General features: G+C 60.1%; 24 protein-coding genes and 1 pseudogene. All 25 read left to right on the forward strand.

From position 1 onward, the window contains the following. A pseudogene (locus tag AC6I1W_RS08435) lies at positions 1–171 on the forward strand (PTS sugar transporter subunit IIB); the annotation flags it as partial. Between the two features lie 300 nt (positions 172–471). Then, positions 472–1398 (forward strand): N-acetylglucosamine kinase, encoded by a 927-nt coding sequence (locus AC6I1W_RS08440; protein ID WP_081302571.1) that lies wholly within the window; start codon positions 472–474, stop codon positions 1396–1398. Between the two features lie 14 nt (positions 1399–1412). After that, on the forward strand, positions 1413–2429 hold the full coding sequence (locus AC6I1W_RS08445; RefSeq protein ID WP_065672736.1) for a Tat (twin-arginine translocation) pathway signal sequence: 1017 nt from the start codon (positions 1413–1415) through the stop codon (positions 2427–2429). Then, positions 2426–3856, forward strand: a complete 1431-nt coding sequence (locus AC6I1W_RS08450) for a glycoside hydrolase family 1 protein (RefSeq protein ID WP_117189047.1) — start codon at positions 2426–2428, stop codon at positions 3854–3856. The genes AC6I1W_RS08445 and AC6I1W_RS08450 overlap by 4 nt, the downstream gene beginning before the upstream one ends. 28 nt (positions 3857–3884) lie before the next feature. Continuing rightward, entirely contained in the window at positions 3885–4196 is a 312-nt protein-coding gene (locus AC6I1W_RS08455; protein ID WP_081302572.1) for a PTS sugar transporter subunit IIB, read from the forward strand. Next, on the forward strand, positions 4193–5470 hold the full coding sequence (locus tag AC6I1W_RS08460; protein WP_065672738.1) for a PTS sugar transporter subunit IIC: 1278 nt from the start codon (positions 4193–4195) through the stop codon (positions 5468–5470). The genes AC6I1W_RS08455 and AC6I1W_RS08460 overlap by 4 nt, the downstream gene beginning before the upstream one ends. Before the next feature lie 49 nt (positions 5471–5519). Beyond that, positions 5520–5840, forward strand: coding sequence for a PTS lactose/cellobiose transporter subunit IIA (locus AC6I1W_RS08465; protein WP_065672869.1), 321 nt, complete (start codon positions 5520–5522; stop codon positions 5838–5840). Positions 5841–6023: 183 nt separating this feature from the next. Further along, positions 6024–6182, forward strand: coding sequence for a hypothetical protein (locus tag AC6I1W_RS08470; protein WP_171048554.1), 159 nt, complete (start codon positions 6024–6026; stop codon positions 6180–6182). 104 nt (positions 6183–6286) lie between these two features. Then, positions 6287–9859 (forward strand): DNA polymerase III subunit alpha, encoded by a 3573-nt coding sequence (gene dnaE / locus AC6I1W_RS08475; protein ID WP_284950655.1) that lies wholly within the window; start codon positions 6287–6289, stop codon positions 9857–9859. Further along, positions 9856–10410 carry a hypothetical protein gene (locus AC6I1W_RS08480; RefSeq protein ID WP_284950656.1) on the forward strand — a complete coding sequence of 185 codons (555 nt, stop codon included), beginning with the start codon at positions 9856–9858 and terminating at the stop codon, positions 10408–10410. The genes dnaE and AC6I1W_RS08480 overlap by 4 nt, the downstream gene beginning before the upstream one ends. Before the next feature lie 4 nt (positions 10411–10414). Further along, a complete protein-coding gene (gene hisD / locus AC6I1W_RS08485) occupies positions 10415–11734 on the forward strand; it encodes a histidinol dehydrogenase (protein WP_065672740.1) in 1320 nt (439 codons plus the stop codon). Positions 11735–11766: 32 nt separating this feature from the next. Then, a complete protein-coding gene (locus AC6I1W_RS08490) occupies positions 11767–12894 on the forward strand; it encodes a histidinol-phosphate transaminase (protein WP_065672870.1) in 1128 nt (375 codons plus the stop codon). Then, on the forward strand, positions 12894–13514 hold the full coding sequence (gene hisB / locus AC6I1W_RS08495) for an imidazoleglycerol-phosphate dehydratase HisB (RefSeq protein ID WP_065672741.1): 621 nt from the start codon (positions 12894–12896) through the stop codon (positions 13512–13514). Before AC6I1W_RS08490 ends, hisB begins: the two co-directional genes overlap by 1 nt. Next, the gene (gene hisH, locus AC6I1W_RS08500; RefSeq protein WP_284950657.1) at positions 13507–14127 is read left to right on the forward strand and encodes an imidazole glycerol phosphate synthase subunit HisH; all 621 of its coding nucleotides are present in this window, start codon (positions 13507–13509) and stop codon (positions 14125–14127) included. The genes hisB and hisH overlap by 8 nt, the downstream gene beginning before the upstream one ends. A 13-nt stretch (positions 14128–14140) precedes the next feature. Beyond that, entirely contained in the window at positions 14141–14908 is a 768-nt protein-coding gene (gene priA / locus AC6I1W_RS08505) for a bifunctional 1-(5-phosphoribosyl)-5-((5-phosphoribosylamino)methylideneamino)imidazole-4-carboxamide isomerase/phosphoribosylanthranilate isomerase PriA (protein WP_016667632.1), read from the forward strand. A 149-nt stretch (positions 14909–15057) separates the two neighbouring features. Then, positions 15058–15852, forward strand: coding sequence for a YebC/PmpR family DNA-binding transcriptional regulator (locus tag AC6I1W_RS08510; RefSeq protein WP_065672743.1), 795 nt, complete (start codon positions 15058–15060; stop codon positions 15850–15852). A 41-nt stretch (positions 15853–15893) separates the two neighbouring features. Continuing rightward, positions 15894–16439, forward strand: a complete 546-nt coding sequence (gene ruvC, locus AC6I1W_RS08515) for a crossover junction endodeoxyribonuclease RuvC (protein ID WP_117189240.1) — start codon at positions 15894–15896, stop codon at positions 16437–16439. After that, positions 16436–17041, forward strand: a complete 606-nt coding sequence (gene ruvA, locus AC6I1W_RS08520) for a Holliday junction branch migration protein RuvA (RefSeq protein ID WP_069101383.1) — start codon at positions 16436–16438, stop codon at positions 17039–17041. The genes ruvC and ruvA overlap by 4 nt, the downstream gene beginning before the upstream one ends. Positions 17042–17088: 47 nt before the next feature. After that, positions 17089–18117 carry a Holliday junction branch migration DNA helicase RuvB gene (ruvB, locus tag AC6I1W_RS08525; protein WP_036901822.1) on the forward strand — a complete coding sequence of 343 codons (1029 nt, stop codon included), beginning with the start codon at positions 17089–17091 and terminating at the stop codon, positions 18115–18117. A gap of 62 nt (positions 18118–18179) precedes the next feature. Beyond that, positions 18180–18617, forward strand: coding sequence for a preprotein translocase subunit YajC (gene yajC, locus AC6I1W_RS08530; protein ID WP_016667636.1), 438 nt, complete (start codon positions 18180–18182; stop codon positions 18615–18617). A 73-nt stretch (positions 18618–18690) separates the two neighbouring features. After that, positions 18691–20334 (forward strand): protein translocase subunit SecD, encoded by a 1644-nt coding sequence (gene secD / locus AC6I1W_RS08535; RefSeq protein ID WP_065672746.1) that lies wholly within the window; start codon positions 18691–18693, stop codon positions 20332–20334. 1 nt (position 20335) lies between these two features. Next, entirely contained in the window at positions 20336–21505 is a 1170-nt protein-coding gene (secF, locus tag AC6I1W_RS08540; protein ID WP_065672747.1) for a protein translocase subunit SecF, read from the forward strand. After that, complete coding sequence (locus tag AC6I1W_RS08545) at positions 21502–22035, forward strand: adenine phosphoribosyltransferase (RefSeq protein WP_063279940.1); 534 nt, start codon at positions 21502–21504, stop codon at positions 22033–22035. The genes secF and AC6I1W_RS08545 overlap by 4 nt, the downstream gene beginning before the upstream one ends. A 2-nt stretch (positions 22036–22037) precedes the next feature. After that, positions 22038–23132 carry a potassium channel family protein gene (locus tag AC6I1W_RS08550; protein WP_065672748.1) on the forward strand — a complete coding sequence of 365 codons (1095 nt, stop codon included), beginning with the start codon at positions 22038–22040 and terminating at the stop codon, positions 23130–23132. 141 nt (positions 23133–23273) lie between these two features. Continuing rightward, on the forward strand, positions 23274–25595 hold the full coding sequence (locus AC6I1W_RS08555; protein WP_284950659.1) for a RelA/SpoT family protein: 2322 nt from the start codon (positions 23274–23276) through the stop codon (positions 25593–25595). Positions 25596–25661 lie beyond the last annotated feature (66 nt).

Consider the following 25661-nt stretch of genomic DNA (forward strand, 5'->3'; position numbering starts at 1 on the left):
ATGGATTACAAAGAATGCGCGCAGAGAGTACTTGACTTGGTTGGTGGTCCTGGCAACGTCGAGTCGTTCACCATTTGCATGACCCGGTTGCGGCTCAACCTCGTCTCCCCACACGCTGCCGACGTTGAGGCCATCATGGGCCTCGACGGGGTGTTCAGTGAGGCTAGGGGATCGTTCCGGACTTTGCGTGAACAAGTGACTGTTGCACGACATCAACACGCTGGAAGCGTGGCTCTTCAGTGCTCTGAGTACTTGATTTCCGCGGGGTAGGTCGCGTTATTCAAAATTACCAGAATATCACCCCATGTGGTTTTGTGGATTCTAGAAAAGAGTCACAGTTGGATATCTTTGAGATAAGCGGAATTGTAGATAGAAATCAGTATTGAGAACAGAATAAAAATCAATCTTATATATTGACATATGTTTAATGTTTAATGCGGAACTATGACAGGCGCGAAAAAGAGTCTTGATATGAATTTCTTGGGTGTTGACATTGGTGGAACGAGTGTGAGATCCCTCGTCACCGACGCAGATGGAACAATACTGGGATATCAACGTGCTGCTCGTATCAGCCGACCGACGTTGTCGCAGGCTCTCAACGACTGCTTGACGGCCCTGTTAACCGAGTCTGCGGTCGGACGTGTGGAAGCAGCTGTCGTTGGGGCGGCTGGCGCAGGTCCGGCTGGTAACCGCCATGTTCGGGACAGTGTTGAGGAAGCGTTCCGCACTGCCGGTCTACGCGTCGCCCCTCGTGTGGCGACCGACATAGAAATCGCATATTGGTCAGCCGCAACATCGGGTGATGGTTCCATTCTTGCGGCAGGCACCGGAGCGATAGCCGGTCGTTTCTCGGAGTGGCACTGGGTTGATCGCCGAGACGGTGCCGGATGGTTGCTTGGCGACCATGGTTCCGGTTACTGGATCGGGAGAAAAGCCTTGAGAGCTGCCGCTGCAGACCTCGACGGACGAGGTCCTCACACCACCATTACTAGTGAAGTTGTCAACGCTCTTGGCTTGCCTGCCGGATGTAGTTTGCAGGACCTCATTGCTGAGACTAAAGAGCTCCGGCCGTCCGACGTGGCAGGTTTTGCGCCCATTGTTTTGTCTGCGAGCGACGACGAGACCGCGTCGTTCATCGTCGCTTGTGCAGCATCCGAACTAAGAGCAACTGTGAAAACCCTGAGCGCTAACCGTGTAATCCTGGCAGGAGGCTTGTTCGCCCCGAGAATTGACCACAACGGTGTGCGTCCCAACCCGTTACGGAGCATTGTTGAACAATCGTTGGGCGGGTGTATGTACGCAAGTCATCCGGTAGTTGGGGCATGTTGGGAGGCAGGGCGATCGAAAGGATTGGACCTCCCCAAACATGAAATTACGTCCCAATTAGAAATGCAGTAGGAGTTAAGGAAGGGATGACGATGAACGCTAGCGGTCCTATTATGGGAAGAAGGCTGATTCTGGGCACGTGTGTAGCGTCGGTGGCGGCGGCCATGAGTCCGGAGTTCACGTTGGAATCGAAAGCAGCGTGTAGAAAACCAACAACAATGTGGAAAGAATCCATGGAAGGCGCATTGAAGTGTTTTCCCGTGGGTGGTGGATATCACACAGGAAGAAATATTCCTCCAGGTTTCCAGCAAACCACTTGGGCGGGAATGGACCGCGCCGTTAACGTTTCGGAATCTGGGGTTGAGGTGAATCCACAGCTCGCAACGCCGTCGTTCTGTTCTTCGGCGGTCTATCTTCTGCTACTGAAGAGTATTGAAATGTACGAAAATGCTTGTGATCACGTTCTCCCACAGAAACAGTGGGAGTACCTGAAGCCTTACACCGTCGAGAATCGAGCGTACCCGATTCAAGCCGATGGAGTTGGTGCGTGGGGCCGAGCCAACGCGAATGGACCGGGCGTCGCTGAACTTGTTCGTGAATTGGGAATCGGAACCAACATGTACATCGGTACAGCAGATGAGTACAGAAACTCGTGCCACCGAAATTTTCTGTTCGACACTATTCACAAATTCGATTTCATGAAGATCTTCTGGAATGATGAGATAGGAAAAGATGAGTCTGGTCACATGGTGGTTGTTCTAGGAAAGTCTTGTGAGCGTGACCAGGATGGCAATACTATGAGCATCCTGCACTACTGGTCCTCCAATGGTTCACACACCGATATCAATGCAGGGTATGGAATTAAATCTGTTTCGGTGGATAAAATTCATCGGGCCGTCGTAACACGAATCGATCGGCCTTGGAAACTGTGGCACACCGAGGTGATGATGCCCGATGATGTGTGCGCACCCCTAGCTGAGATTGCTAAGGATCGGAGCATGACACCGGAAGAGATGAAACGGCTGGTGGATGCCAATAGCTTCTGGTTGATAAGGGGCCGGAGATCGTCGCATGATGCTGATGCGGATAGGAGCATGAGATGAACCGTATTCTGTGGGGTGGCGCTACTGCTGCTAGTCAGTATGAAGGTGGGCTCTGTGATGGGAAGGGGCTCGATACCCAAGACTGTCGTCGATGGATACCGCGGACGGCGAACGATACGGTGCAGACGCGTCTTCTCACTCAGGATGATGTCGAGAATGCAAAAGAAGCCCGTGCAGATGACGCCGTATACCCCTTTCGTGTCGGCTCGAGAGGCTACGAGCACTGGAAGTCTGATTTGCGCCAGATCATAGATCTTGGCTTAGACATATATCGACTATCAATTAGCTGGGCTCGTTTGTTCCCAACTGGGTTTGAAGATGAACCTAATCCAGTTGGTGTGGCATATTATGATCGTGTCATTCGTTGTCTTACTGATGCTGGTATCCGGATTTTTATTACGATTAATCATTATGCGCTCCCTCTTGCGATAGTCGACAAATACGGAGGATGGAAACATCGCGACGTCATCGACCTCTATCTAAAAATGGCGAAATATGTCGTTGATAGATGGGGTAGCGAGGTGGATTACTGGCTCCCTATTAATGAGATTAATGCCGGATATTTCAGCCCATTTAATGGACTGGGAATAATCGGCAATGATGATCATGTGTATGACTACAATTCTGTATTCAACGGTCTTCACTATCAAATGGTAGCGAGTGCACTAATAACAGAATATGGTCGCGATATAGGCGTGCCGGGAAAATTTGTCTGTATGGTGAGCTGCTTCGACTACTATGCTCTGCATCCCACCCCTGAAGACAACATGAAACTAGTTCATGACGAGCAGATCAATCAGTGGTGGTGTGCTGATGTGCTAGCAAATGGCGAATACGGGTATTACGCAGGTAGGTTTTTGTCTGAACATAATGTTGAACTGGACATTACTGAAGACGACCGCGACGCGATGAAATTGAATACATGTGATGTCGTGTCTTTTTCTTATTATTCATCTTCAATCTGCAGTGTGGATGAAAAGCGGGAACAAGTTCCGGGGAACTTGGTAGCTTCACTCAAAAATCCTAACCTTGAAGCCACTGCCTGGGGATGGCAGATAGACCCAATTGGGCTAAGGATTGCCGCCCATAAGGTGTACGACCGATATCGAAAGCCTGTGATGGTCGCCGAGAATGGGTTAGGCGCACGCGACAAAGTAAGTCCTGATAACCGAATTCATGATGATTACAGAATTTCATATCTCGAACACCATATGAACCAAGTTGAGTTGGCTGTACGGGAAGGCGTGGATGTCGAAGCATATTTTGTGTGGGGAATTATCGATATCGTGAGCGCTGGAAGCTGTGAAATGGAGAAACGATACGGCGTTATTTATGTTGATGCTGACAATGAAGGCCATGGTAGTTATAACAGGTTGCGGAAGGATAGCTACTACTGGCTTCATGATTTCATCGCAACCAGAAAGTAATTAAACCTACAATCAAGGAGTATCGGTTATGTCAAATGTGTTGCTGATTTGCTCTGGCGGCATGTCGAGTGCGATTGTGTTAAAGAATCTAGAAAAAGAATTTAACAAGATAGGTGAAAGCGTTCATGCCAAGGCTGTTGGATCTGGACAGGCGCAGGAAGAAATATCGACAGGAAATTGGGATTTGATTTTAGTCGCTCCCCAAGTAAGAAATAGAATGAAGGTTTTTCGAGAGTACGCCGAACAGTACGGAACTCCGATTTGTTCGATACCTCCGGTCGCCTATGGTCCGCTCGGAGGTTCGGAGCTAATTAAGACCGTCAAGGAACATTTAAGGTGATCGCAATGGAGAAGTTCTTTGACTTCTTGGACAGGCGTGTCGCTGGACCGATGTCCATGGTTTCTGAGCAGCGGCATATTCGAGCTATTCGCGACGGTGTTATTTCTGCTATACCGTTCATTATTGCGGGAAGTTTTGTCCTTATCATAGCTGCTCCGCCTGTGCCAGAAACTACCGGACTCGCTATTTGGGCGAAAGCGCATATCGACCAAATTCTAGTTCCATACCGCATGACCTTTGGGCTAATGTCGTTATATGTATGCTTCGGTGTCGGTTCAAGCCTCGCTCGGAGTTACGATCTTGATGGACTTGCTGGTGGTCAGTTGGGTGTTGCCGCATTTTTGCTAAGCCTGACTCCGAAAGCAATTGGTGATGGAGTCTTCTTGGATCTCGAGAGTCTGGGATCGCAAGGATTATTTCCGGCGATGATCTTGGCTCTATTAGCTGTTGAGGTGATGCGAGTATGCTACAAGCATAATTTAACCATTAGGATGCCTGAACAGGTGCCTGAATCAGTAAGCAAGTCTTTCGGGGCAGTAGTACCGGCTTTTACCATAATGGTTGTCATGGCACTGGTATCTGTCGTCCTAGGTATCGATATTATTGACATCGTACGGGTCGGGTTGGCTCCTCTGGTTACAGCAGGTGATTCGTTGCCTGGTGTATTAGTGCCGGCGTTTTTGGTAGTGTTTCTGTGGTTTTTTGGTATTAGCGGTGATTCGGTAGTCGGATCAGTTGCCCGGCCGATTTGGTTGCAGTACCTCAGCGATAATGCGAGCGCAGTTGCCGTGGGCTCTCCCGCTCCACACATCGCACCGGAGACCTTTTTTCAGTGGTTTGTGTCGATAGGCGGTTCCGGCGCGACAATAGGGCTAGTGATTTCTGGGTTTTTAGTTGGGAAGGCGAAATATACAAAATCTATAACACGAGCAGTAGCGGTTCCTGCTCTGTTTAATATTAGCGAACCGATCATGTTTGGGCTTCCGGTTATGATGAATCCCTTTTTCGTCATTCCGTTTCTTCTGGCCCCTTTGATTCTTTGTCTGGTGTCATGGTGTGCATTTAGTTGGGGGTTGGTGAGCTATATGGCAGTGCAGCCTCCATGGACGCTTCCTGCTCCGATAGGCGCTTTTTTGGCAACCGGTGGCGACTGGCGAAGTATTGTGCTTTGCCTGTTGAACATTTTGATTGCTACTGTGATTTATTATCCATTCATGAGGATGTATGACAGGAGTCAACTGAAGAAAGAAGAGCTCGAAGAGCCTAACGAATAATTTGTCCTGTTGCTAGGAGATTGTGATGCGTCAAGACGAAGAATTTGAAATGAAGGATATTGAAGCCTCTATTTTTGAAATAATTACTAATGCTGGTTCGGCTCGGTCGTTGCTGTATGACGCTCTTGATAAGGCTCACGCCGGAGAATTTTCGGAGAGTGAAAAATGTATGATCGACGCAGAAAAATACTTGAAGACTGCTCATGATGTTCAGACTGAACTCATCACTCGAGATCTGAATGGGTCACTGCCGATGTCACTTCTTCTTGTTCATGCTCAGGATCAAATCATGACGACCATGACTGAACAGTCCCTTATTGAGCAAATGATTCGACTTATTCGGCTTGTGCAGATGGGCAAAGAATTGTGAATTCCTGATTATCCAGGATCTGAGCCTCGGCTTACTCAACGTCCGTACATGAGGTTAAGGGCTGCCTGCTGGGCTGACCAGCATTGCGGGCAGCATCATGAGAAGCGGGTACGGAAGCGTGAGTCTTTTCGTGACGCCCCCAACGCCGGGTGCCACAGGGCCAGATCCCTCCAGATGGACACCGTGGGGAGATATCGCGGTGAGGTTCACCTCATGGTGCATGACGACAGGCTTGACGGGGACTTCGTCAGGGTTGGTGAGATTGCTGGTCCGTACACGGATCTGGTGCCCCAGTTGGCCGGTGGGATGCAGGTTGACTTCGTCGTTCGCCGCCCGACGTGAGTGGTCGGGTCGCTCCGGTCGGTGGTGCGGACTAGTCTGTCCGAGTCAGCATCACCCAGGGCCGGAGTGACCGCCATTCCGGTCGGTTCGTGAAAGGACTGTCCGTGGCCCGATCCGACTTCGTCCACCTTCACACTCACACTGAGTACTCGATGCTGGATGGTGCTGCCAGCAACGAGAAGCTCTTTGCCGAGGTGGCTCGTCAGGGCATGCCGGCGGTCGCCATGACCGACCACGGCAACATGTTCGGTGCCTACGAGTTCTTCCAGATCTCCAAGAAGTACGACGGAGACCAGAATCCGCTGGTCAAACCGATCATCGGTATCGAGGCCTATGTCGCCCCGAGTACTCGTATGTCCCGGGTCCAGGAATTCTGGGGAACCTCCCGTGACGCAGGTGATCCGGACGCCGAGGGTGGCAAGGACGTCTCCGGAGGTGGTCGGTACACCCACATGACGATGTGGGCCAAGGATCCGGAGGGGCTTCACAACCTGTTCCGGTTGTCCTCCCTGGCCTCTTACGAGGGCTATTACATGAAGCCCCGCATGGACCGCGAACTGATGTCCAAGTACCCCGGTGGCATCATTGCCTCCACCGGATGTCCGTCGGGTGAGGTGCAGACCCGACTGCGTCTGGGGCAGTTCGAGGAAGCCTGCCAGGCCGCGGCCGCCTACCAGGACATCTTCGGCAAGGAGAACTACTTCTGCGAGTTGATGGACCATGGTGTCCCGATCGAGAAGCAGGTGCGATCCGACTTGCTGAGGCTGGCCAAGAGGCTGGACATTCCTCTGCTGGTCACCAATGACTCGCACTACGTCACCGAGGACCAGGCTGACGCCCATGACTCCCTGCTGTGCGTCGGTGTGGGGCGTAACAAGGATGATCCGAACCGCTTCCGCTTCAATGGTTCGGGCTACTACATCAAGTCCTCTGACGAGATGAGGGCGCTGTTCCCGGATCATCCCGAGGCCTGCGACAACACCCTGCTGCTGACCGAGATGATCGGGTCCTACGACGAGGTCTTCAATCACGTCGACCGGATGCCGCAGTTCGACGTCCCGGAGGGGGAGACGCAGGAGTCCTGGCTTCGTAAGAAGCTTCAGGAGGGCATGGATGAGAAGTTCGGTCCGAATCCGCCCAAGGAGGTCCTCGACCGCCTCGAGACAGAGCTCTCGGTCATTGAGCCGCTGGGATTCTCCTCCTACTTCCTCGTCGTCTCCGACATATGCAATGCGGCGCGCTCCATGGGCGTGCCGGTCGGGCCGGGTCGTGGATCGGCTGCCGGTTCCCTCGTCGCCTATCTGACGGGCATCATCGCCATCAATCCGCTGGAACACGGATTGCTGTTCGAGAGGTTCCTCAACCCGGAACGCGTCAACCCGCCCGACATCGACCTCGACTTCGACGATCGTCAGCGTGACAAGGTCATCGATTACGTCACCCACAAGTACGGGGCGGAGTACACCAGCCAGGTCAACACCTTCGGCAAGATCAAGGCCAAGGCTGCCGTCAAGGACGCTAATCGTATTCTCGGCTATCCCTTCGCCCTTGGAGACAAGATCACCAAGGCCATGCCCCCGGACGTTATGGGCAAGGGAGTGCCGCTGAGCAAGATCTTCGATCCTTCCCACGAGAGGTATGGCGAGGGCCAGGAGTTCCGCCAGCTGGTTGCCGACAATCCTGACGTCGCTAAGGTTGTCGAGACGGCGAAGGGTCTCGAGGGATTGATCCGCGGTACCGGTGTGCACGCATGTGCCTTCATCCTGTCCAGCGCTCCGCTGCTCGACCTGGTGCCGATGCACAGGCGAGACAAGGACGGCATGATCATCGCCGGCTTCGCCTACCCCCAGCTCGAGGAGATGGGGCTCATGAAGATGGACTTCCTGGGCCTGCGAAACCTCGGCATCATGGATCACTGCATCAAGATCATCAAGGAGAACCGGGGGATCGACGTCGATCTCAAGGATCTTGCCCTTGATGACGAGAACACCTACGAGATGCTGGCCCGAGGCGACACATTGGGCGTCTTCCAGCTCGATGGCACGGCCATGCGATCCCTGCTGCGTCTCATGGGACCAACCTGCTTCGATGACATCGTCGCCGTGTTGGCCCTGTACCGACCGGGCCCGATGGGTGCCAATGCACACATCTCATATGCCCAGCGCAAGAACAACCGAGAACCGATCATCCCGATCCATCCCGAACTCAAGGAGGACCTCGACGAGATCCTTGCTCCCACGTACCACCTCATCGTGTACCAGGAGCAGATCATGTCGATCGCCCGGAAGCTCGCTGGCTACACCCTGGGTGGCGCTGACCTTCTGCGTCGTGCCATGGGCAAGAAGAAGAAGCACATCCTGGAGGAGAACTTCATCCCCTTCCAGGCTGGCATGCGTGAACACGGGTACTCCGACGATGCCATCCAGACCCTGTGGGACGTCATGGTCCCCTTCGCCGGATACGCCTTCAACAAGTCCCATGCTGCCGGTTACGGACTGGTCTCCTACTGGACGGCCTATCTCAAGGCCAATTACCCGGCCGAGTACGGAGCCGCCCTGCTGACCAGCGTCGGTGACGACAAGGACAAGATGGCGATGTACCTGGCCGACATGCGGTCCCAGCACATCAATGTCCTGCCTCCCGACGTCAACGCCTCCTCGCTGGAGTTCACCGCTGTCGGTGAGGACATCAGGTTCGGCCTGGGAGCTGTCCGCAATGTCGGTGCCAACGCCGTCGCGGAGATCATCCGGGCGCGTGAGGAGAATGGCCCGGCCACCGATTTCTTCAGCTTCCTTGACCAGGTCAGCCTGACGGTGTGCAACAAGAGGCTCATTGAGTCCCTCATCAAGGCTGGTGCCTTCGATTCCATGGGCCATTCCCGACGCGGCCTGATGGCGGTCTACGAGCAGGCCGTCGATGCCGTCATCGACATCAAGCGCCACCAGGCCAATGGTCAGGACGACCTCTTCGGCATGGGGGACGATTCCGAACCCACCCAGCTGGGTGTCGAGAGGGTGGTTCCGGAGGACGACTGGGACCGCAGCACCAAGCTCGCCTTCGAGCGCGAGATGTTGGGTCTGTACGTCTCCGATCACCCGCTGCGAGGCCTGGAAGCTGCTCTGGAGGCCGAATCAGACATCTCGGTGGCCGAACTCGTCAACCCTGAAGGCCATCACGAGGGGCGCTACACCATTGCCGGTATGGTCACCCAGATCGTCCGACGTACCACCAAGAACGGTGACATCTGGGCCTCTATCACGCTGGAGGACCTCGGCGCCTCCATCACTATTGCCTGTTTCCCGAAGGTGTACCAGCGCGTGGAGCCGCTACTGGCCGTAGACAGCATCCTCAAGGTGCGCGGATTCGTCCGGGAACGTGACGAGACCGTCGAGATGTCGGCCAATGACGTCTGGCTGCTGGACCTCACCGATGCCGGCAATGCACCCATGACGATTGATCTACGTCGCGGACGATGCAACCGGGGCACCATCGAGGGCCTGCGGGGAGTGCTACGCAACCACCCGGGTAGCTCCGAGGTGAGACTGCGACTCCTCGACGGAAAGGTGACGACCACCTTCCGGCTTGCCGATGAACTCAAGGTCACCACTGGCCAGCCGCTGATGGCCGACCTCAAGGCCCTGCTCGGCCCCTCATGCATCCCCAGGAGGCAGTCATGAACGAGACGATCCGTGCCCACGGTCTCGCGATTCTGCGGTCGAGCCTGCTCGTCGTGGGGGTGGGCATCGTCCTGGGCGGACTGGCTGCTCCGATATGGCACTCCATGGTGACCCTGCCGACTTACACGGTGGGATCCGATGGTGCGGCATCGACAACGGAGAAGGGCCTCACCCAGGTCTTTTCGACCGACGCCGTGTACTGCCTCGTGGGCCTGATCGTCGGACTGATCATCGGCTTCCTGAGCTGGGTTCTGATGCGCCGTCGCGGTGCGTGGGGAGTACTGGCTGCCGGGGTGTCGTCCTGTCTGTCTGCCCTGGCCTGCTGGTGGGTAGGGGTACTCATCGGCCCGGACTCCTTCGCCGAGCGCATTGTTGCGGCCAAGACGGGTGAGGTCGTTCCGGTTGATTTTGCCCTCCACACCTGGGTGTCGGTGCTGGTCTGGTTGCTTGCAGCAATGATCCCGATGCTTATTGCATCCTTGGTGGCGGCCCGGCGTCGCTCTCCGCGGACTGGACGCTCCGAACCGGCGACTGAGGCTTCATTAGACTGACGGTGTGCTGAGAATCGTCGATCTGACCCGTGAGACCACTGGCGACCTGCGTCGCGCCGTGCCGCGCGCTGACTTTGATGTCAATGCCGCGATGGCGGCGATCATCCCTGTCTGTACTGCGGTCAAGGACCGTGGCGCCGAGGCACTGCGTGAATACAGCGAGAAGTTCGACCATGTGGTTCCGGATCATCTGAGGGTTCCGGCTGAGGCCCTGGTCGAGGCGGCTGCCAATCTTGACGACACCTTGCGTCAGGCGTTCACCGAGTCCATTCGTCGACGTCGTCAGGTGTGCCGGGAGGTCGAGGTGGAAACCTCGCCGGCGCCGGTCGAGGTGGCTGCCGGTGCTCGTGTGAGTCAGCGCATCGTCCCCGTAGGCCGAGTGGGGCTCTACGTCCCTGGCGGATTTGCCCCGTTGGCCTCCTCGGTCATCATGAATGTCGTCCCGGCCCAGGAAGCCGGCGTTGCGTCGATCGCGGTGGCGTCCCCACCGCAGGCTGAGTTCGGTGGCCTGCCGCACCCCAACATCCTCGCTTTGTGTCACCTGCTCGGGGTTGACGAGGTCTATGCCGTCGGCGGCGCCCAGGCCATCGCCATGTTCGCCCACGGTGTCGAGGGCTCTGATGAGGCCGATTCCTGCCCGCGGGTCGACATGGTCACCGGACCGGGCAACATCTATGTCGTTGCTGCCAAGCGCTACCTGCGTGGCACCGTCGGCATCGACTCGGAGGCTGGTCCGACCGAGATTGCCATCCTGGCCGACAAGACCGCTGATCCACGTCACGTTGCTGCCGACCTCATGAGCCAAGCCGAACACGACACGCTCGCCGCCGCTGTTCTCGTCACCGATTCCACCGAGCTGGCCGACGCCGTGGAGAAGGAGTTGGCCCCCATGGTCGAGGCCACCTTGCACTCCGAGCGGATCCGTACCTCACTGACCTCCGAGCAGTCGGCCATAGTCATGGTGCGCGACATCGACCAAGGCCTTGAGGTTGTCAATGCCTATGCCGCCGAGCACCTGGAAATCCAGACGGCTGATGCCGCCGCGGTGGCAGCGCGAGTCCACAACGCCGGTGCCATATTCGTCGGTCCTTGGTCCCCGGTCTCCCTGGGTGACTACTCGGCCGGATCCACCCACGTGCTGCCGACGGCAGGTGCTGCCTGCCATTCCTCGGGATTGTCGGTGCGTTCGTTCATGAGAGCTGTCCACGTCATTGACTACACCGAGGACGCCCTGCTCGACCTTGCCGATTCCGTCGAGAACTTCGCCCTGGCCGAGAACCTGCCCGGCCATGCCAATGCCATCACCGTGAGGAGGCCGCGATGACCCAGCGTCGACGGACGACCCAGCCCCGTCCGATGGCCAAGCCGCAGCAGGACCCCATTCAATTGGCTGATCTGCCGCTTCGCCCCGAACTGGTGGGGGAGGAGCCCTATGGTGCCCCGCAGCTCGACGTCCCGGTGTGTCTCAACGTTAATGAGAACCCGTACCCACCGTCGGAATCGGTGCGCAAGGACATGGCCAAGGCCGTCTCCAATGCCGGCAAGGGGCTGAATCGCTACCCGGACCGAGAGGCCACGGGTTTGCGCGAGGACCTTGCCAGGTACATCGGATTCGGGGTCAGCAGCGGTCAGATCTGGCCGGCCAATGGGTCCAACGAGGTCATGACCCACATCCTGCAGGCCTTCGGTGGCCCGGGCCGTACTCTCCTGACCTTCACGCCGACCTACTCGATGTATCCCGAGTACGCCCGAAACACTCACACCGAGTACGTCACTCGTCCCCGCAATGTCTCCTACGGTCTGACCACCGACGAGATCGTGAGCGCCATCGAGGAGGTCAAGCCGGACGTCGTCCTGCTGACCACGCCGAACAACCCGACCGGCACCACCATCCCGGTGGCGGTCATAGACGAGGTCTGTTCGGCCACCGATGCGATCGTCGTCGTCGACGAGGCCTACCAGGAGTTCACCGATACCCCGGAGGACTCGGCAATCGCCCTGCTTCCCAAGCATGGACGCCTCATTGTGGTGCGCACCCTCTCGAAGGCGTTTGCCCTGGCCGGAGGTCGTCTTGGGTATGCCGTTGCGGCTCCTGCCGTGGTGGACGCCCTACGGATTGTCCGGTTGCCCTACCACTTGTCGGAGGTGTCCCAGGTGGTGGCCCGGGTCGCTCTGGCCCATGCTCCCGAGATGCTCGCTCGGGTCGACGAACTCCGCGAGACGCGTGCCAATCTCGAGGACTGGCTGCGCGCACACGGTCTGGACGTCGTCTCTTCTCAGTCGAACTTCGTCCTCTTCGGGAGGTTCGCCGATCGCCATGCGGTCTTCCAGGCCCTTCTCGACCACGGCGTTCTCGTCCGTGAGGTGGGCCCGACCGGCTACCTGCGTGTCTGCGCTGGTACTCCTCGGGAGACCGACGCATTCCGAGCTGCACTGCTCGACGTCCTTCCGACCGCTCGTCGACTCGATCCCGAGGAGGATTGATGACCCACCGCTGCGCTCACGTTCACCGCGAGACCTCCGAGTCCAACGTCGACGTCTCCATTGATCTGGACGGTGAGGGGGAGTCGACCATCTCCACCGGGGTCGGTTTCTACGACCACATGCTCACGGCCCTTGCCAAGCATTCAGGCATCGACATGTCGATCACCACCACCGGAGACGTCGAGATCGACGGTCACCACAGCGTCGAGGACACTGCCATCGCGCTGGGACAGGCCTTGGTCCAAGCCCTCGGCGACAAGCGAGGGATCGCTCGCTTCGGTGACGCCGTGGTTCCTCTCGACGAGGCGCTTGCACAATGCGTCGTCGACGTCGCTGGACGCCCGTGGGTGGAGTGCACCGGAGAGCCGGAGGGTCAGATCTACGCCCGTCTCGGCGGTTCGGGCGTTCCCTACCAAGGATCCATGACCTACCACGTCGTGCAGTCACTGGCTCTCAACGCTGGCCTGTGTGTGCACCTGCGTCTGCTGGCCGGACGGGATCCCCACCACATCTGCGAGGCCCAGTACAAGGCTCTGGCCCGCGCTCTGAGGATTGCCGTCGCTCCGGATCCGCGCAATGCCGGGCGTGTCCCCAGCACCAAGGGTGCTCTCGATGTCTGATCCGGTGCGGGTCGGCATCATTGACCACGGCTCGGGAAACCTGCATTCGGCCGGGCGCGCCCTGCGCAGGGCCGGTGCCACCGTCACGATTTCCCGCGACCCGGGAGCCCTGCTCGACAATGACGCCCTCGTCCTGCCCGGAGTGGGAGCCTTGGCAGCCTGCATGGTGGGCCTGCGCGCCATGGGTGGGGAGCACCTGGTGCATCGTTGGGTTGACGAGGGACGGCCCTTGCTCGGGATCTGCGTCGGCCATCAGATGCTCTTCGAGCGTGGCAGCGAGCGCGGCGTCGACGTCGAGTGCCTCGGGGTACTGCCCGGTGTCGTCGAGGAGCTGCCGGCTGACCGCCTGCCACACATGGGGTGGAACACCGTCCAACCGGGGACCCGGACGACCCTGTTCCGGCATGCGGATGGCGAGAGGTTCTACTTCGTCCACTCCTGCGGGGTGCTCGTCGACGGGCCTGACGACCACTTCACCACGGCAAGCCATCAAGGTGCGACCTTCGTCGCCGCCGCTGAGGTTGGTCCGGTGACCTCAACCCAGTTCCATCCCGAGAAGTCCGGAACGGCGGGCCTGGCCTTGCTCGAACGGTGGCTGGCTCGGGTGTGTTGATAACCTGACCCTCGTGACCGGAGAACTCACACTACTTCCAGCCGTTGACGTCCAGGGTGGACGCGCCGTCCAGTTGCAACAGGGGGTGGCCAGTTCCGAACGCGCGTTCGGTGATCCCCTGGAGGTGGCTCACAGGTGGCGAGGTCTGGGAGCCCAGTGGATTCACCTGGTCGACCTTGACGCCGCCTTCGGACGTGGATCCAACACTGAGATCATCAGCAACATCGTCGAGCAGATGGACATCAACGTCGAGGTGTCCGGCGGTATCCGCGATCAGAAGAGCCTGGAATCGGCCCTGTCGGCCGGCGCCACTCGCGTGAACATCGGTACCGCCGCTCTGGAGAATCCCACCTGGTGCGACGAGGTCGTGCGCCGCTACGGCGAACAGGTCGCCATCGGTCTGGACGTCAGGGGAGATCAGCTCGCGGCGCGCGGTTGGACTCGCGAGGGCGGCAAGGTTCTCGACGTCCTGGCTCGGCTGGAGGACGCCGGGTGTAAGCGCTACGTCGTTACCGATGTGGCCAGCGACGGCATGTTGACCGGACCGAACTACGAGCTCTTGGGCCGAATCTGTGCGCGCATCCAGGGAACCGTCGTCGCGTCCGGAGGCATCGCCACCCTCGAGGACCTGCGTCGTCTGCGCGGATTGGTCCCGATTGGGGTGGAGGGGGCCATCGTGGGAACTGCTCTCTACGTGGGTAATTTCACCCTGCCGGAAGCCCTCGAGGTGTGCCGGGCACCGATCCCGGCGGACTCTGCCCCCGTACCCAAGGCTGACTGACGGTCACTCACCGTCCGCTCTCCTCAGCCCGATTCGCTGTCGGGTGAGGAGTGTAAACTATTTCATTGTGTGCGTGGGCTTGTCCCGCGCCGAATGCTTGGCCCCTCTGGGCCGATAACTGCGACATTCGAGGAAGGGAGACACCGTCCATGAGCGGTCACTCCAAGTGGGCCACCACCAAGCACAAGAAGGCGGCCATCGACGCCAAGCGTGGCAAGCTGTTCGCCCGCCTGATCAAGAACATCGAGGTGGCGGCACGACTCGGTGGTGGGGATCCGTCGGGCAACCCGACCCTCTACGACGCCATTCAGAAGGCGAAGAAGAGCTCGGTTCCCAACGACAACATCACCCGCGCCGTCAAGCGTGGTTCCGGTGAGGGCGCCGACGCCGTCAACTACGAGACCATCATGTACGAGGCCTACGGTCCCGCCGGTGTTGCCATCCTCATCGAGTGCCTGACCGACAACCGTAACCGTGCCGTCTCCGACGTTCGCGTAGCCGTCACCCGCAACGGTGGCACGATGGCCGATGGTGGCTCGGTGCAGCGTCTGTTCCAGCGCAAGGGTGTCGTGGCGGTCTCGAAGACCTACGAGGTCGAGGAGGGTCGCAAGACCGAAACCCGTGAGGTGGACGAGGACCAGCTCATGGAGGCCACCATCGACGCCGAGCCCGAGGACATCGTCGACGAGGGCGACGTCTTCGAGATCATCTCCGACCCCAACGCCGTCGTGGACGTCCGTAAGGCCGTCCAGGACGCCGGCATCGACTACGACTCGGCCGAGGTCTCCTTCAAGCCGGACTTCACCCAGCCCGTAGAGCTCGACGATGCTCGCAAGCTCTACAAGATCCTCGACGCCCTCGAGGACCTCGATGACGTCCAGAACGTCTTCTCCAACGCTGACGTCCCCGCCGAGGTCACGGCGGCTCTCGACGAGGAGGAGTGACCATCCCAGAGACGACCCCCAACCCGCGTGTCACGCGGGTCATGGGGGTCGACCCCGGTATGACCCGATGCGGGGTCGGGGTCGTCGAAGGCGGCCCCGGGGCCCCGTTGAGGCTCATCGCGGTCGGCGTCATCCGTACCCCCGCAGATCTGGATCACGCTCATCGTCTGCTGCGCATCCACGATGGGTTGGAGGAGTGGCGCGACCACACCCGTCCTGACGCCATCGCCGTCGAGCGGGTTTTCGCCCAGCACAACCGCAATACCGTCACCGGCACCGCTCAGGCCGCAGGCATGGCGATGATGATCGCTGCTCGCCACGGCCTGCCGGTCGCCCTGCACACCCCTAGCGAGGTCAAGGCGGCCATCTCCGGTTCTGGGCGTGCTGACAAGGCCCAGGTGGGTCTCATGGTCGCGCGGGTGTTGCGCCTGTCAGCCCCGCCGAAACCAGCCGACGCTGCCGATGCCGTGGCCTTGGCGATCTGTCATCTGTGGCGAGGCGGAGCCACCAATCGCATCGAAGCAGCCGTGGCAGCCCAACGACGCGGCCGTCCGGCACCTCGTTCCTGGAAGGATCTTGCCCGGTGATCTCCCATTTCTCCGGCACCGTGACTGCGGCCGGCCCGACCTGGGTCGTCCTCGACAACCACGGAATCGGCGTCAAGGTGCTGTGCCCGCCTGCCACGGCTGCGAGTGCACGTGTCGACCAGACGATGACCTTGCAGACCTCCCTCGTCGTCCGCGAGGACTCCCTAACCCTCTACGGCTTCGTCGAGGCTGACGACAGGGACGCGTTCGAGCTCGTCCAGACGGCTTCCGGGGTCGGCCCCAAGCTCGCCGCGGCGATCATGAGTGTGCTGGATGCCAACCAACTTGCGTCGGCAATCAGCGCCGAGGATGAGGCGACGCTGTGCCGCGTGCCCGGTATTGGTCGCAAGGGCGCAGCGAAGATGATCCTCGAGCTCAAGGACAAGATGGCAATCGTCGCTCCTGCCGGGTCAACCCCTGCCGGTACGAGCCAGCCGGTGGCACCGTGGAGAGAGCAGGTTGCTGATGGGCTCATCGGTCTGGGGTGGTCTGCGAAGGATGCTGACAAGGCTGTTGAGGAGGTGGCCACCCTCAAGGAGGCCGATCCCTCGATGACGATCGGCAACCTCATGAGGGCAGCCCTGCGCAGTTTGGCTCGATGAGATGTCGGACCCCTCTGGCACACTGACAGACGTCGTCAGGAAGGAGAATCTCGGTGGAGCATTCGCCCGTCGACCCTTGGGCCGAGCCTCCTGAGAAGGCCGAAGAGGCTGCTCTGCGCCCTGGTGCCCTGGCGGAATTCGGGGGACAGCAGCGCGTCGCCGAGCAGTTGGGACTCGTCCTGGCCGCGTCACAGTCACGCGGTACGACCCCGGACCATGTCTTGTTGTCCGGACCTCCAGGGCTTGGAAAGACCACCTTGGCCATGATCATCGCGGCCGAGATGTCCGCCCCGATTCGCATCTCCTCCGGCCCTGCTATTCAGCACGCGGGGGACCTGGCTGCGATCCTGTCCTCGCTTGTTCCCGGTGAGGTCTTCTTCCTTGACGAGATTCACCGGATGTCCAAGCCTGCCGAGGAGATGCTCTACCTGGCGATGGAGGATTTCCGCGTCGACGTCGTCGTCGGCAAGGGCCCTGGGGCCACTGCGATCCCGATCGACATTCCACCGTTCACCCTTGTCGGGGCGACGACACGGGCAGGCCTGCTGCCCGGGCCGCTGCGGGACCGATTCGGCTTCACGGCCCAGCTCGACTACTACCAGGTGGCCGACCTTGAGCGGATCGTCACCCGCTCGGCCGGGGTCATCGGGGTCGACCTGGCTGAGGGGACTGCCCATACCATCGCCTCCCGCTCTCGCGGCACACCTCGGATTGCCAACCGACTGTTGCGCCGCGTCCGTGACTGGGCCGACGTCAACGACGAGTCCCCGGTGACACCGAGGGGGGCGGAGACGGCTCTGGATCTCTATGAGGTGGATCCGCTCGGCCTCGACCGCCTCGACCGTGCCGTGCTCAATGCCGTCTGTCTCAAATTCGGCGGAGGCCCGGTCGGCTTGTCCACCCTTGCCATCAGCGTGGGGGAGGAGCCTCAGACCGTCGAGGAGGTCGCCGAACCCTTCCTCGTCCGGTTGGGCTTCCTCATGCGAACCCCTCGGGGTCGGGTTGCCACCGACAGGGCGTGGCGCCACCTCGGTCTTGAGCCACCTACCAACAGCACCGGCGACGGCCTGTTCTGACCATGTTCACCACTCCGGGGTAGCATGACCCCGGTTACACCCGTAGACAAGGAAAACTCCCTATGCCTCTTCTCGCCAGCCCGCTGGGCGGTTTCATGCCCATCCTGATTCTCTTCATCGTGCTCATCGGATTCACCGTGTGGCAGGGAAAGAGGCAGGTCAAGAAGCAGCAGGAGGAGCGAGCCAAGCTCGAGTCGAACCTGCAGGAGGGCACTCGTGTCGTGCTCAACAGTGGTCTCTTCGTGACGATCACCCACCTGGGTGACAAGCAGGCCGTCGTCGAGCTCGCCCCTGGCGTCGAAGTCAGCGTCCTCAAGCAGGCCATCGTACGACCTGCTGGTGACGAGGAGGAATTCGCCTTCGCCGACGACGTCCCGGCACAGACCTCTCCGGCCAGCAACGAGACCGTCGCCGAGGCCCCGGCAATTGACGCCCAGCCTGAGACCTCGGCTACCGAGTCCACCGTCGCTGCTGAGACTGACGAGCAGCCCCGGGCCTGACAATCCACCAAGACCAAGGACTATTTTCGACGTGGCAACGAAAAAGCGGACACACCATCCAGGCAGAACCCTGGTGATCTTCCTGGTGGCCATCATCGTCATGTACGTGCTCATGGGAGCTACGCGTACGTGGGCACCCAAACTTGGCCTGGACCTCAGAGGCGGTACGTCCGTCACCCTGACGGCCAAGACGGATGATGGCAAGGCTCCCACACCGACGAGCCTCGAGCAGGCGCGGCTCATCATTCAGCAGCGCGTCAACTCGCTGGGTGTCGGCGAGTCGTCAGTGACGACGATGGGTGACCGCAACATCGTCGTCTCGGCCCCGAACGTCGAGAGTTCCAAGCTCGTCGAGATGGTCGGCCAGACCGCCCAGCTCGGATTCCGCATGGTCCATGCTGAGGAGTCGGTGGGTGAGAAGGGTCCGACTCCCGGCCCCGCAAAGCCCTCTGCCCTCCCCACTGCCGATCCGAGGGCCAAGGCGTCGTCAAGTGCCTCTGCCAGCTCGAAGCCTGGTGCCAAGGACAGCGGCCCACAGTACAACGAGAAGGATCCGACCTCCGCGGCCAAGATGGTCAAGGACGCCGAGAAGTGGAAGCCGTCCCCGGAGGACATGAAGGCTTTCCAGGACTTCAAGTGCACCAAGTCCGTCGAATCCCCGCCGAACAAGGCCCTGGTGACCTGTGACCGTGAGGGCAAGACCAAGTATCTGCTCTCCCCGGTCGCCATCACGGGAACCCAGGTCGAGAGCGCCGACTCCGGAATCCCGCAGGGCCAGCTGTCCTACGTGGTGAACCTGAAATTCAACTCCATCGGCACGAATTCCTTCAGTGAGGCGACCACTTTCCTGTGCTCGCGCCAGAGCCCGCAGAACCAGTTCGCCGTCGTCCTGGATGGCAAGGTCATCTCCTCACCGCAGTTGGATGGCGGCAAGGGAGCCTCCTGTCCGATCAACGGTGGTCAGGCCGAGATCTCCGGACACTTCACCCAGGACAGTGCTGCTGACCTGGCCAACGTCCTCAAGTACGGTGCCCTGCCGCTGTCTTTCGACATCTCCAGCGTTGACAATGTTTCGCCGACCCTTGGTGGCGAGCAGCTGCGTGCCGGGATCATCGCCGGCGTCATCGGACTGATCCTGGTTGCCGGTTACTGCCTGCTGTACTACCGAGGACTGGGCCTGGTGGCCATCGGCTCCCTGCTTATCGCCGGTATCACGACCTACACGGCCATGGTGCTCCTGGGCGAGGCTGTCGGATTCACTCTTTCCCTGGCTGGTATCGCTGGCGCGATTGTCGCCATTGGTGTGACGGCCGACTCCTTCATCGTCTACTTCGAACGCATCCGAGACGAGATCCGAGAAGGACGGACCCTGCGTACCGCCCTTCAGACCGGCTGGACGAAGGCCCGCGGCACCATCCTGATGGCCGACGGCGTCTCCCTGCTGTCCGCCATCGTGCTGTTCGTGCTGTCGGTCGACCAGGTGAAGGGATTCGCCTTCACCCTGGGTCTGACGACGTTCATCGACCTCCTCATCTGCTTCTTCTTCACCCACCCCGTCGTCACTCTGCTGGGACGCACCAAGTTCTGGGGCCAGGGTCGACGCGGCTCCGGCCTTGAGGCTGGGCACATGGGTGTCACGGAAGCCCAGTTGCTCGGTCGGCGAAGCAGGCGATCTGCCCCGCGGGCCAAGCGCACCATCGAGACGGAGGAGGCCTGACATGACTGACGACAAGAACGCCAAGACCTCGTCTGTCGCCTCGAGGCGGTCCGAGGAGAAGGACAAGAAGCACAAGCACGGTTTCACCCATGCCCTGTACACGGGTGAGATTTCCTACGGCTTCATCCAGCGCCGCAAACTCTGGTACACGATCTCGATCATCGTCATCGCGATCTCGCTGCTTGGCCTGTTGGTGCGTGGCCTGAACCTCGGTATCGAGTTCAAGGGCGGTGTGCAGTTCCGTTCTCCTGCCCACGTTGCGACCTCGACCGTCGACGACATCCGCAGGTCGGTGCTGTCCTCCGGAGTCCCGGACATGGACTCCACCGAGGTCGTCAGTCTCGGCTCGAACGCCGTCCAGGTGCAGACCAGGGCACTCGACAACGAGGAGACCACCAAGGTTCAGGGGGCTATCGCCAAGGCCACCGCGACCAAGACGGACTCCGTCACGTACTCCAAGGTCGGTAGTCAGTGGGGAGACCAGATCACCGGCAAGGCCATCAAGGCATTGGTCGTCTTCCTGGTCTTGGTGATGTTGCAGATCTGGGCCTATTTCCGGCACTGGAAGATGTCTATTGCCGCCCTGATCGCTCTCCTGCACGATCTCATCGTCACCATCGGCATCTATGCTCTGATCGGCTTCACGGTGTCCCCGTCGACCGTCATCGGCGTGCTGACGATTCTGGGTTATTCCCTCTACGACACCGTCGTGGTCTTCGACAAGGTGCGCGAGAACGTCCAGGACATCCAGAAACGCGACTACACCTTTGCGGAAGGCGCCAACCGAGCCGTAAACCAGGTGTTGGTGCGTTCCATCAATACCACCATCGTCGGCGTTCTGCCGGTGGCGGCACTGCTCTTCGCCGGTGCCTTCGTGCTCGGGTCCGGGCCTCTGGAGGATCTTGGCCTGGCCCTCTTCGTCGGCATGATCGTCGGTGCTTACTCCTCGATCTTCATCGCCACCCCGGTGTTCACCCAGCTGCGTGAGAATGAGCCGGCTATGAAGGAACACACCGCTCGTGTCTTGCGCCGCCGTGAGCGTGCTGCGCACAAGGATCCTCAGGTGACGGCTCAGACCGTCGCCGCCGAAGGGCCTGGTGACGTCACGTCCATCACTGGGAGCGAGCGTCATCAGCCGCGTCGTTCCACTCGCTCCGAGAGGAAGAAATGACCTACCGTACTGACCTCATCACCGGCCTGATCCGGGATGTTCCGGACTTCCCGGAGCCCGGGGTGACCTTCAAGGACATCACCCCTCTGCTGGCCAACGCCAACGGGTACGCCGCCGCGATCTCTGAACTCGTTGACACCGCTCCGCGCGGGGTTGACGTCGTTCTCGGCATGGAGGCACGTGGATTCATGTTCGCCGGGCCGGTGGCCCTGTCCTTGGGCGCTGGGTTCGTCCCGGTGCGCAAGCCCGGAAAGCTTCCCGGCGACGTCTACTCCCAGTCCTTCGTGCTGGAGTATGGTTCCGCCACCCTCACCGTTCATCAGGACGCCGTTCAGCCCGGCTCGAAGGTGCTCATCGTCGACGACATCCTCGCGACGGCAGGAACGGTCGGTGCCACGGCATCCCTGGTGGAGAAGCTCGGTGGTGAGCTCGTCGGTGTGTCGGTGCTCATGGAGCTGTCCGCCTTGGGGGGCCGTGAGAAGCTCGACCGGGCCGGTATTGGTCCGGTCAATGCCGTGATCACGGTCTGATCATGGTGCCAGAATCAATGGAGTCTTCGAGCCGTCGCAACGTCTTTGAGCAGTCGGCTCTGGTCAAGCTTCCGTTCAAGACCACCAAGCCCTTTCGAGAGCTGGTCAAGCGGCTGGTCTGGTCAGCGATTCTGTTGCTGGCCAGTACCTTGATCGTCTGGTTCGACCATGACTCCTATGTTGACTCCACCGCCGGTGACGGCGTCTCCCTGATCGACGCCTTCTACTACTCGACGGTTACCGTGACCACGACTGGTTACGGTGACATCACCCCGGTCGCGCCCCATGCGCGACTCATCAATGCCTTCATCATCACCCCGTTGCGCATCACCTTCTTGGTGCTGTTGGTCGGTACCACCCTCGAGATGTTGGCCAACGAGGGGCGACGCGGACTGCTTGACAGTGCTTGGAGGAAGCGCATGAGGAACCACACCGTCGTCATCGGGTACGGCACGAAGGGGCGCAGCGCCGTCAACACCCTGCGCAACCATGACGTTCCCATCGAGAAGATCGTCGTCATCGACAATCGTCCCTCTGCGGTGGCCGAGGCCAATCGGTCAGGCCTGGCTGCCTTCGAAGGCGACGCGACGAGGCGGGACCTGTTGAGACGAGCTGAGATCAGCAAGGCGCGCGAGGTCGTCATCACCCTCAACCGAGATGACTCGGCCATCCTCACCACACTGACGGTGCGACAGCTCAATCCGCGCTGCCACATCGTCGTCTCTGGCAGGGAAGACGAGAACCTTCCCCTGCTGCGTGAGTCCGGGGCCGACGCCGTCGTCACCTCCGCCGACGCGGTGGGCCGTCTGCTTGGTCTGTCCTCGGTCAACCCGCACGTCGGTACCGTCGTCGACGACCTGCTGTCCAGCTCGAAGGGTATGGAGGTCGTCCAGCGGATGGTCTCCAAGACGGAGATCGGCGCACGTCCAGCCGACATCCAGAACGAGCGGCTCCTGGCCGTAATCCGCAATGACGTGCTGCGCAACTTCTACGACCCGTCGATCGGTCAGTTACAGGCTGGTGACGTCATCGTCGTCGTGCGGAAGGCGGTTCCTCGCGCCACCGGCACCCAGACCGAGTCTGACCTGGTCCGCTGAGAACAGCAGGAACCCCTGCACCGGAAGGCCAATTCAGCTGTCGGCATGGGTGCTGACCGACCACATGCCGTCGCACTCAGCCGACATGACGGTGGTAAATACCACTAGAATGAATGGTCCAACTTGCCAGGAGGTGCCCCGATGGCCGACGACAGCGTCTACGGTCCGTACGGATCGGGCAAGGGAACCCTGGGCAAGCCGAAGACTGACCAGCAGCGTCCCCAGCCTCGGATGGGGATGCGCGAGCGCATCGTCCGCTGGGGGACCCCGAAGCCATCAGGTCCGCCCCAGAGCGTCACGGATCCGCTCATCTCGGTAGTCCTGGCCAATCACCCGAAGGCCGACACCGCTGTCATCGAGCGGGCATACCGCACGGCTGAGCATTATCACCGTGGGCAGACCCGCAAGTCGGGTGATCCCTACATCACCCATCCCCTAGCGGTGACGATGATCCTGGCCGAGCTCGGCATGGACGAGCAGACCCTGTGCGCCGGTCTGCTGCACGATACCGTCGAGGACACCTCGTACACGCACGAGCAGCTAACGGCAGACTTCGGCGAGGAAGTGGCCCTGCTCGTCGACGGGGTGACGAAACTCGACAAGGTTCAGTACGGTGACTCGGCGAAGGCCGAGACCATCCGCAAGATGGTCATCGCGATGAGCCGCGACATCCGAGTGCTGGTCATCAAGCTCGCCGATCGGCTGCACAACATGAGGACTTTGGGGTTCCTGCGGCCGGACAAGCAGAACCGCATCGCCAAGGAGACCCTCGAGATCTTCGCGCCACTGGCTCATCGTCTTGGCATGAATGCCATCAAGTGGGAACTGGAGGACCTGTGCTTCTCCACCCTCAATCCCAAGCTCTACGACGAGATCGTCCACATGGTGGCCGAGCAGGCCCCGCAGCGGGAGGCTCAGCTCAAGGAAGTCATCGCGATCGTCCGTCAGGACCTCGATGAGGCCAGCATCGAGGCCACCGTCTACGGTCGGCCGAAGCACTACTACTCGATTTATCAGAAGATGGTCGTGCGCGGTCGGGACTTCTCAGACATCTACGATCTCATCGGTCTGCGCATCCTCGTCGACACCCCGCGCGACTGTTATGCCGCACTGGGCGTCATGCATGTGCGATGGAACCCCCTCCCAGGGCGGTTCAAGGACTACATCGCGATGCCGAAGTACAACATGTACCAGTCCCTGCACACTACCGTGCTGGGGCCCGGTGGGCAGCCGGTGGAATTGCAGATCCGTACTCACGAGATGCACCGGCGGGCTGAGTACGGTGTTGCGGCCCACTGGAAGTACAAGGAGAACCCCAACGCCGTTGGCAAGGGGATTCAGCCTGACGGCACCGACCTGTCCTGGGTACAGTCGCTCAACCAGTGGTCCAAGGAGGAGTCCGATCCCGGCGAGTTCCTGGATTCGTTGCGTTTCGAGATCAATTCCTCGGAGGTTTACGTCTTCACCCCTAAGGGCGACGTCATGGCCCTTCCCCAGGACGCTACCCCCGTTGACTTCGCCTATGCCGTCCACACCGAGGTCGGCCACCGCTGTATCGGCGCTCGCGTCAATGGCAAACTCGTCACCCTGGACACCAAGCTGACCAACGGCGACGTCGTTGACATCCTGACCTCGAATTCCCCCGATGCCGGTCCCAGCCGTGACTGGCTGGGGTTCATCGCCTCTCCACGTGCTCGTTCCAAGATTAAGTCCTACTTCACGAGGGAACGCCGTGAGGAGTCCATAGAGGCTGGTAAGGATGCGATCGCCAAGCAGCTGCGTCAGGCTGGTGTGCCGCTGCAGTCCTTGCTGACGGTGGAGTACCTCACCGCGGTGGCCGATGACCTGCGGGTGTCCGGCATCAACGCCTTGTACGCCGCGGTCGGGGAGCACAACGTCAGCGCCCAGTCGGTCGTCGAGAAGCTCATCGCCCTGGGTGGTGGGCCGGAGGAGACCACGGCCGACGTCGAGGAGGAGCTCGCCGTTGGCGTGAAGACTCCGCGGCATCGCAGCAACGAGACCGGGGTCATCGTCGACGGTGACGCCGACATGCTCGTCAAGCTGGCTCGGTGCTGCACCCCGCTGCCGGGGGACCCGATCATGGGCTTCGTCACCCGCAACGACGGGGTCTCGGTACATCGCACGGACTGCTCGAACGCCAAGAACCTGCTTGAGCACCCCGAACGGATCGTGCCGGTCTCCTGGTCGGAGAACCAGCAGGAGGGCTACCAGGTCACCATCCAGATTGAGGGTCTCGACCGTGCCGGCCTGCTGCTGGACACCTCACGCGTCCTCGCCGAACAGGGGGTCAGCCTCATCTCGGCGAACATGAGCGCATCGAAGACTCATCTGGCTCGATTGCGGCTCACCTTCGAGGCTCCCGACCCAACCCACCTCAAGCACCTCATCGAGTCCATCCGGCGGATCTCCGGGGTCTATGACGTCTTTCGCGTGAAGTCGTGACCCGGTATGGCTCTCGGGGTTTGACTTCTCTGTCTGGAAAGCCGCCGGTATGACGAACGGCCCCGG

Source organism: Cutibacterium sp. KB22876 (assembly GCF_059728865.1).

Coding starts and splice junctions, on each gene's coding strand:
- AC6I1W_RS08555 (WP_284950659.1), top strand. CDS start 23,274: ATGGCCGACGACAGCGTCTACGGTCCGTACGGATCGGGCAAGGGAACC.
- hisH (WP_284950657.1), top strand. CDS start 13,507: ATGTCTGATCCGGTGCGGGTCGGCATCATTGACCACGGCTCGGGAAAC.
- AC6I1W_RS08480 (WP_284950656.1), top strand. CDS start 9,856: ATGAACGAGACGATCCGTGCCCACGGTCTCGCGATTCTGCGGTCGAGC.
- AC6I1W_RS08465 (WP_065672869.1), top strand. CDS start 5,520: ATGAAGGATATTGAAGCCTCTATTTTTGAAATAATTACTAATGCTGGT.
- yajC (WP_016667636.1), top strand. CDS start 18,180: ATGCCTCTTCTCGCCAGCCCGCTGGGCGGTTTCATGCCCATCCTGATT.
- secF (WP_065672747.1), top strand. CDS start 20,336: ATGACTGACGACAAGAACGCCAAGACCTCGTCTGTCGCCTCGAGGCGG.
- ruvC (WP_117189240.1), top strand. CDS start 15,894: ATGGGGGTCGACCCCGGTATGACCCGATGCGGGGTCGGGGTCGTCGAA.
- AC6I1W_RS08490 (WP_065672870.1), top strand. CDS start 11,767: ATGGCCAAGCCGCAGCAGGACCCCATTCAATTGGCTGATCTGCCGCTT.
- AC6I1W_RS08545 (WP_063279940.1), top strand. CDS start 21,502: ATGACCTACCGTACTGACCTCATCACCGGCCTGATCCGGGATGTTCCG.
- AC6I1W_RS08450 (WP_117189047.1), top strand. CDS start 2,426: ATGAACCGTATTCTGTGGGGTGGCGCTACTGCTGCTAGTCAGTATGAA.
- AC6I1W_RS08440 (WP_081302571.1), top strand. CDS start 472: ATGAATTTCTTGGGTGTTGACATTGGTGGAACGAGTGTGAGATCCCTC.
- hisB (WP_065672741.1), top strand. CDS start 12,894: ATGACCCACCGCTGCGCTCACGTTCACCGCGAGACCTCCGAGTCCAAC.
- AC6I1W_RS08550 (WP_065672748.1), top strand. CDS start 22,038: ATGGTGCCAGAATCAATGGAGTCTTCGAGCCGTCGCAACGTCTTTGAG.
- AC6I1W_RS08455 (WP_081302572.1), top strand. CDS start 3,885: ATGTCAAATGTGTTGCTGATTTGCTCTGGCGGCATGTCGAGTGCGATT.
- AC6I1W_RS08510 (WP_065672743.1), top strand. CDS start 15,058: ATGAGCGGTCACTCCAAGTGGGCCACCACCAAGCACAAGAAGGCGGCC.
- AC6I1W_RS08445 (WP_065672736.1), top strand. CDS start 1,413: ATGACGATGAACGCTAGCGGTCCTATTATGGGAAGAAGGCTGATTCTG.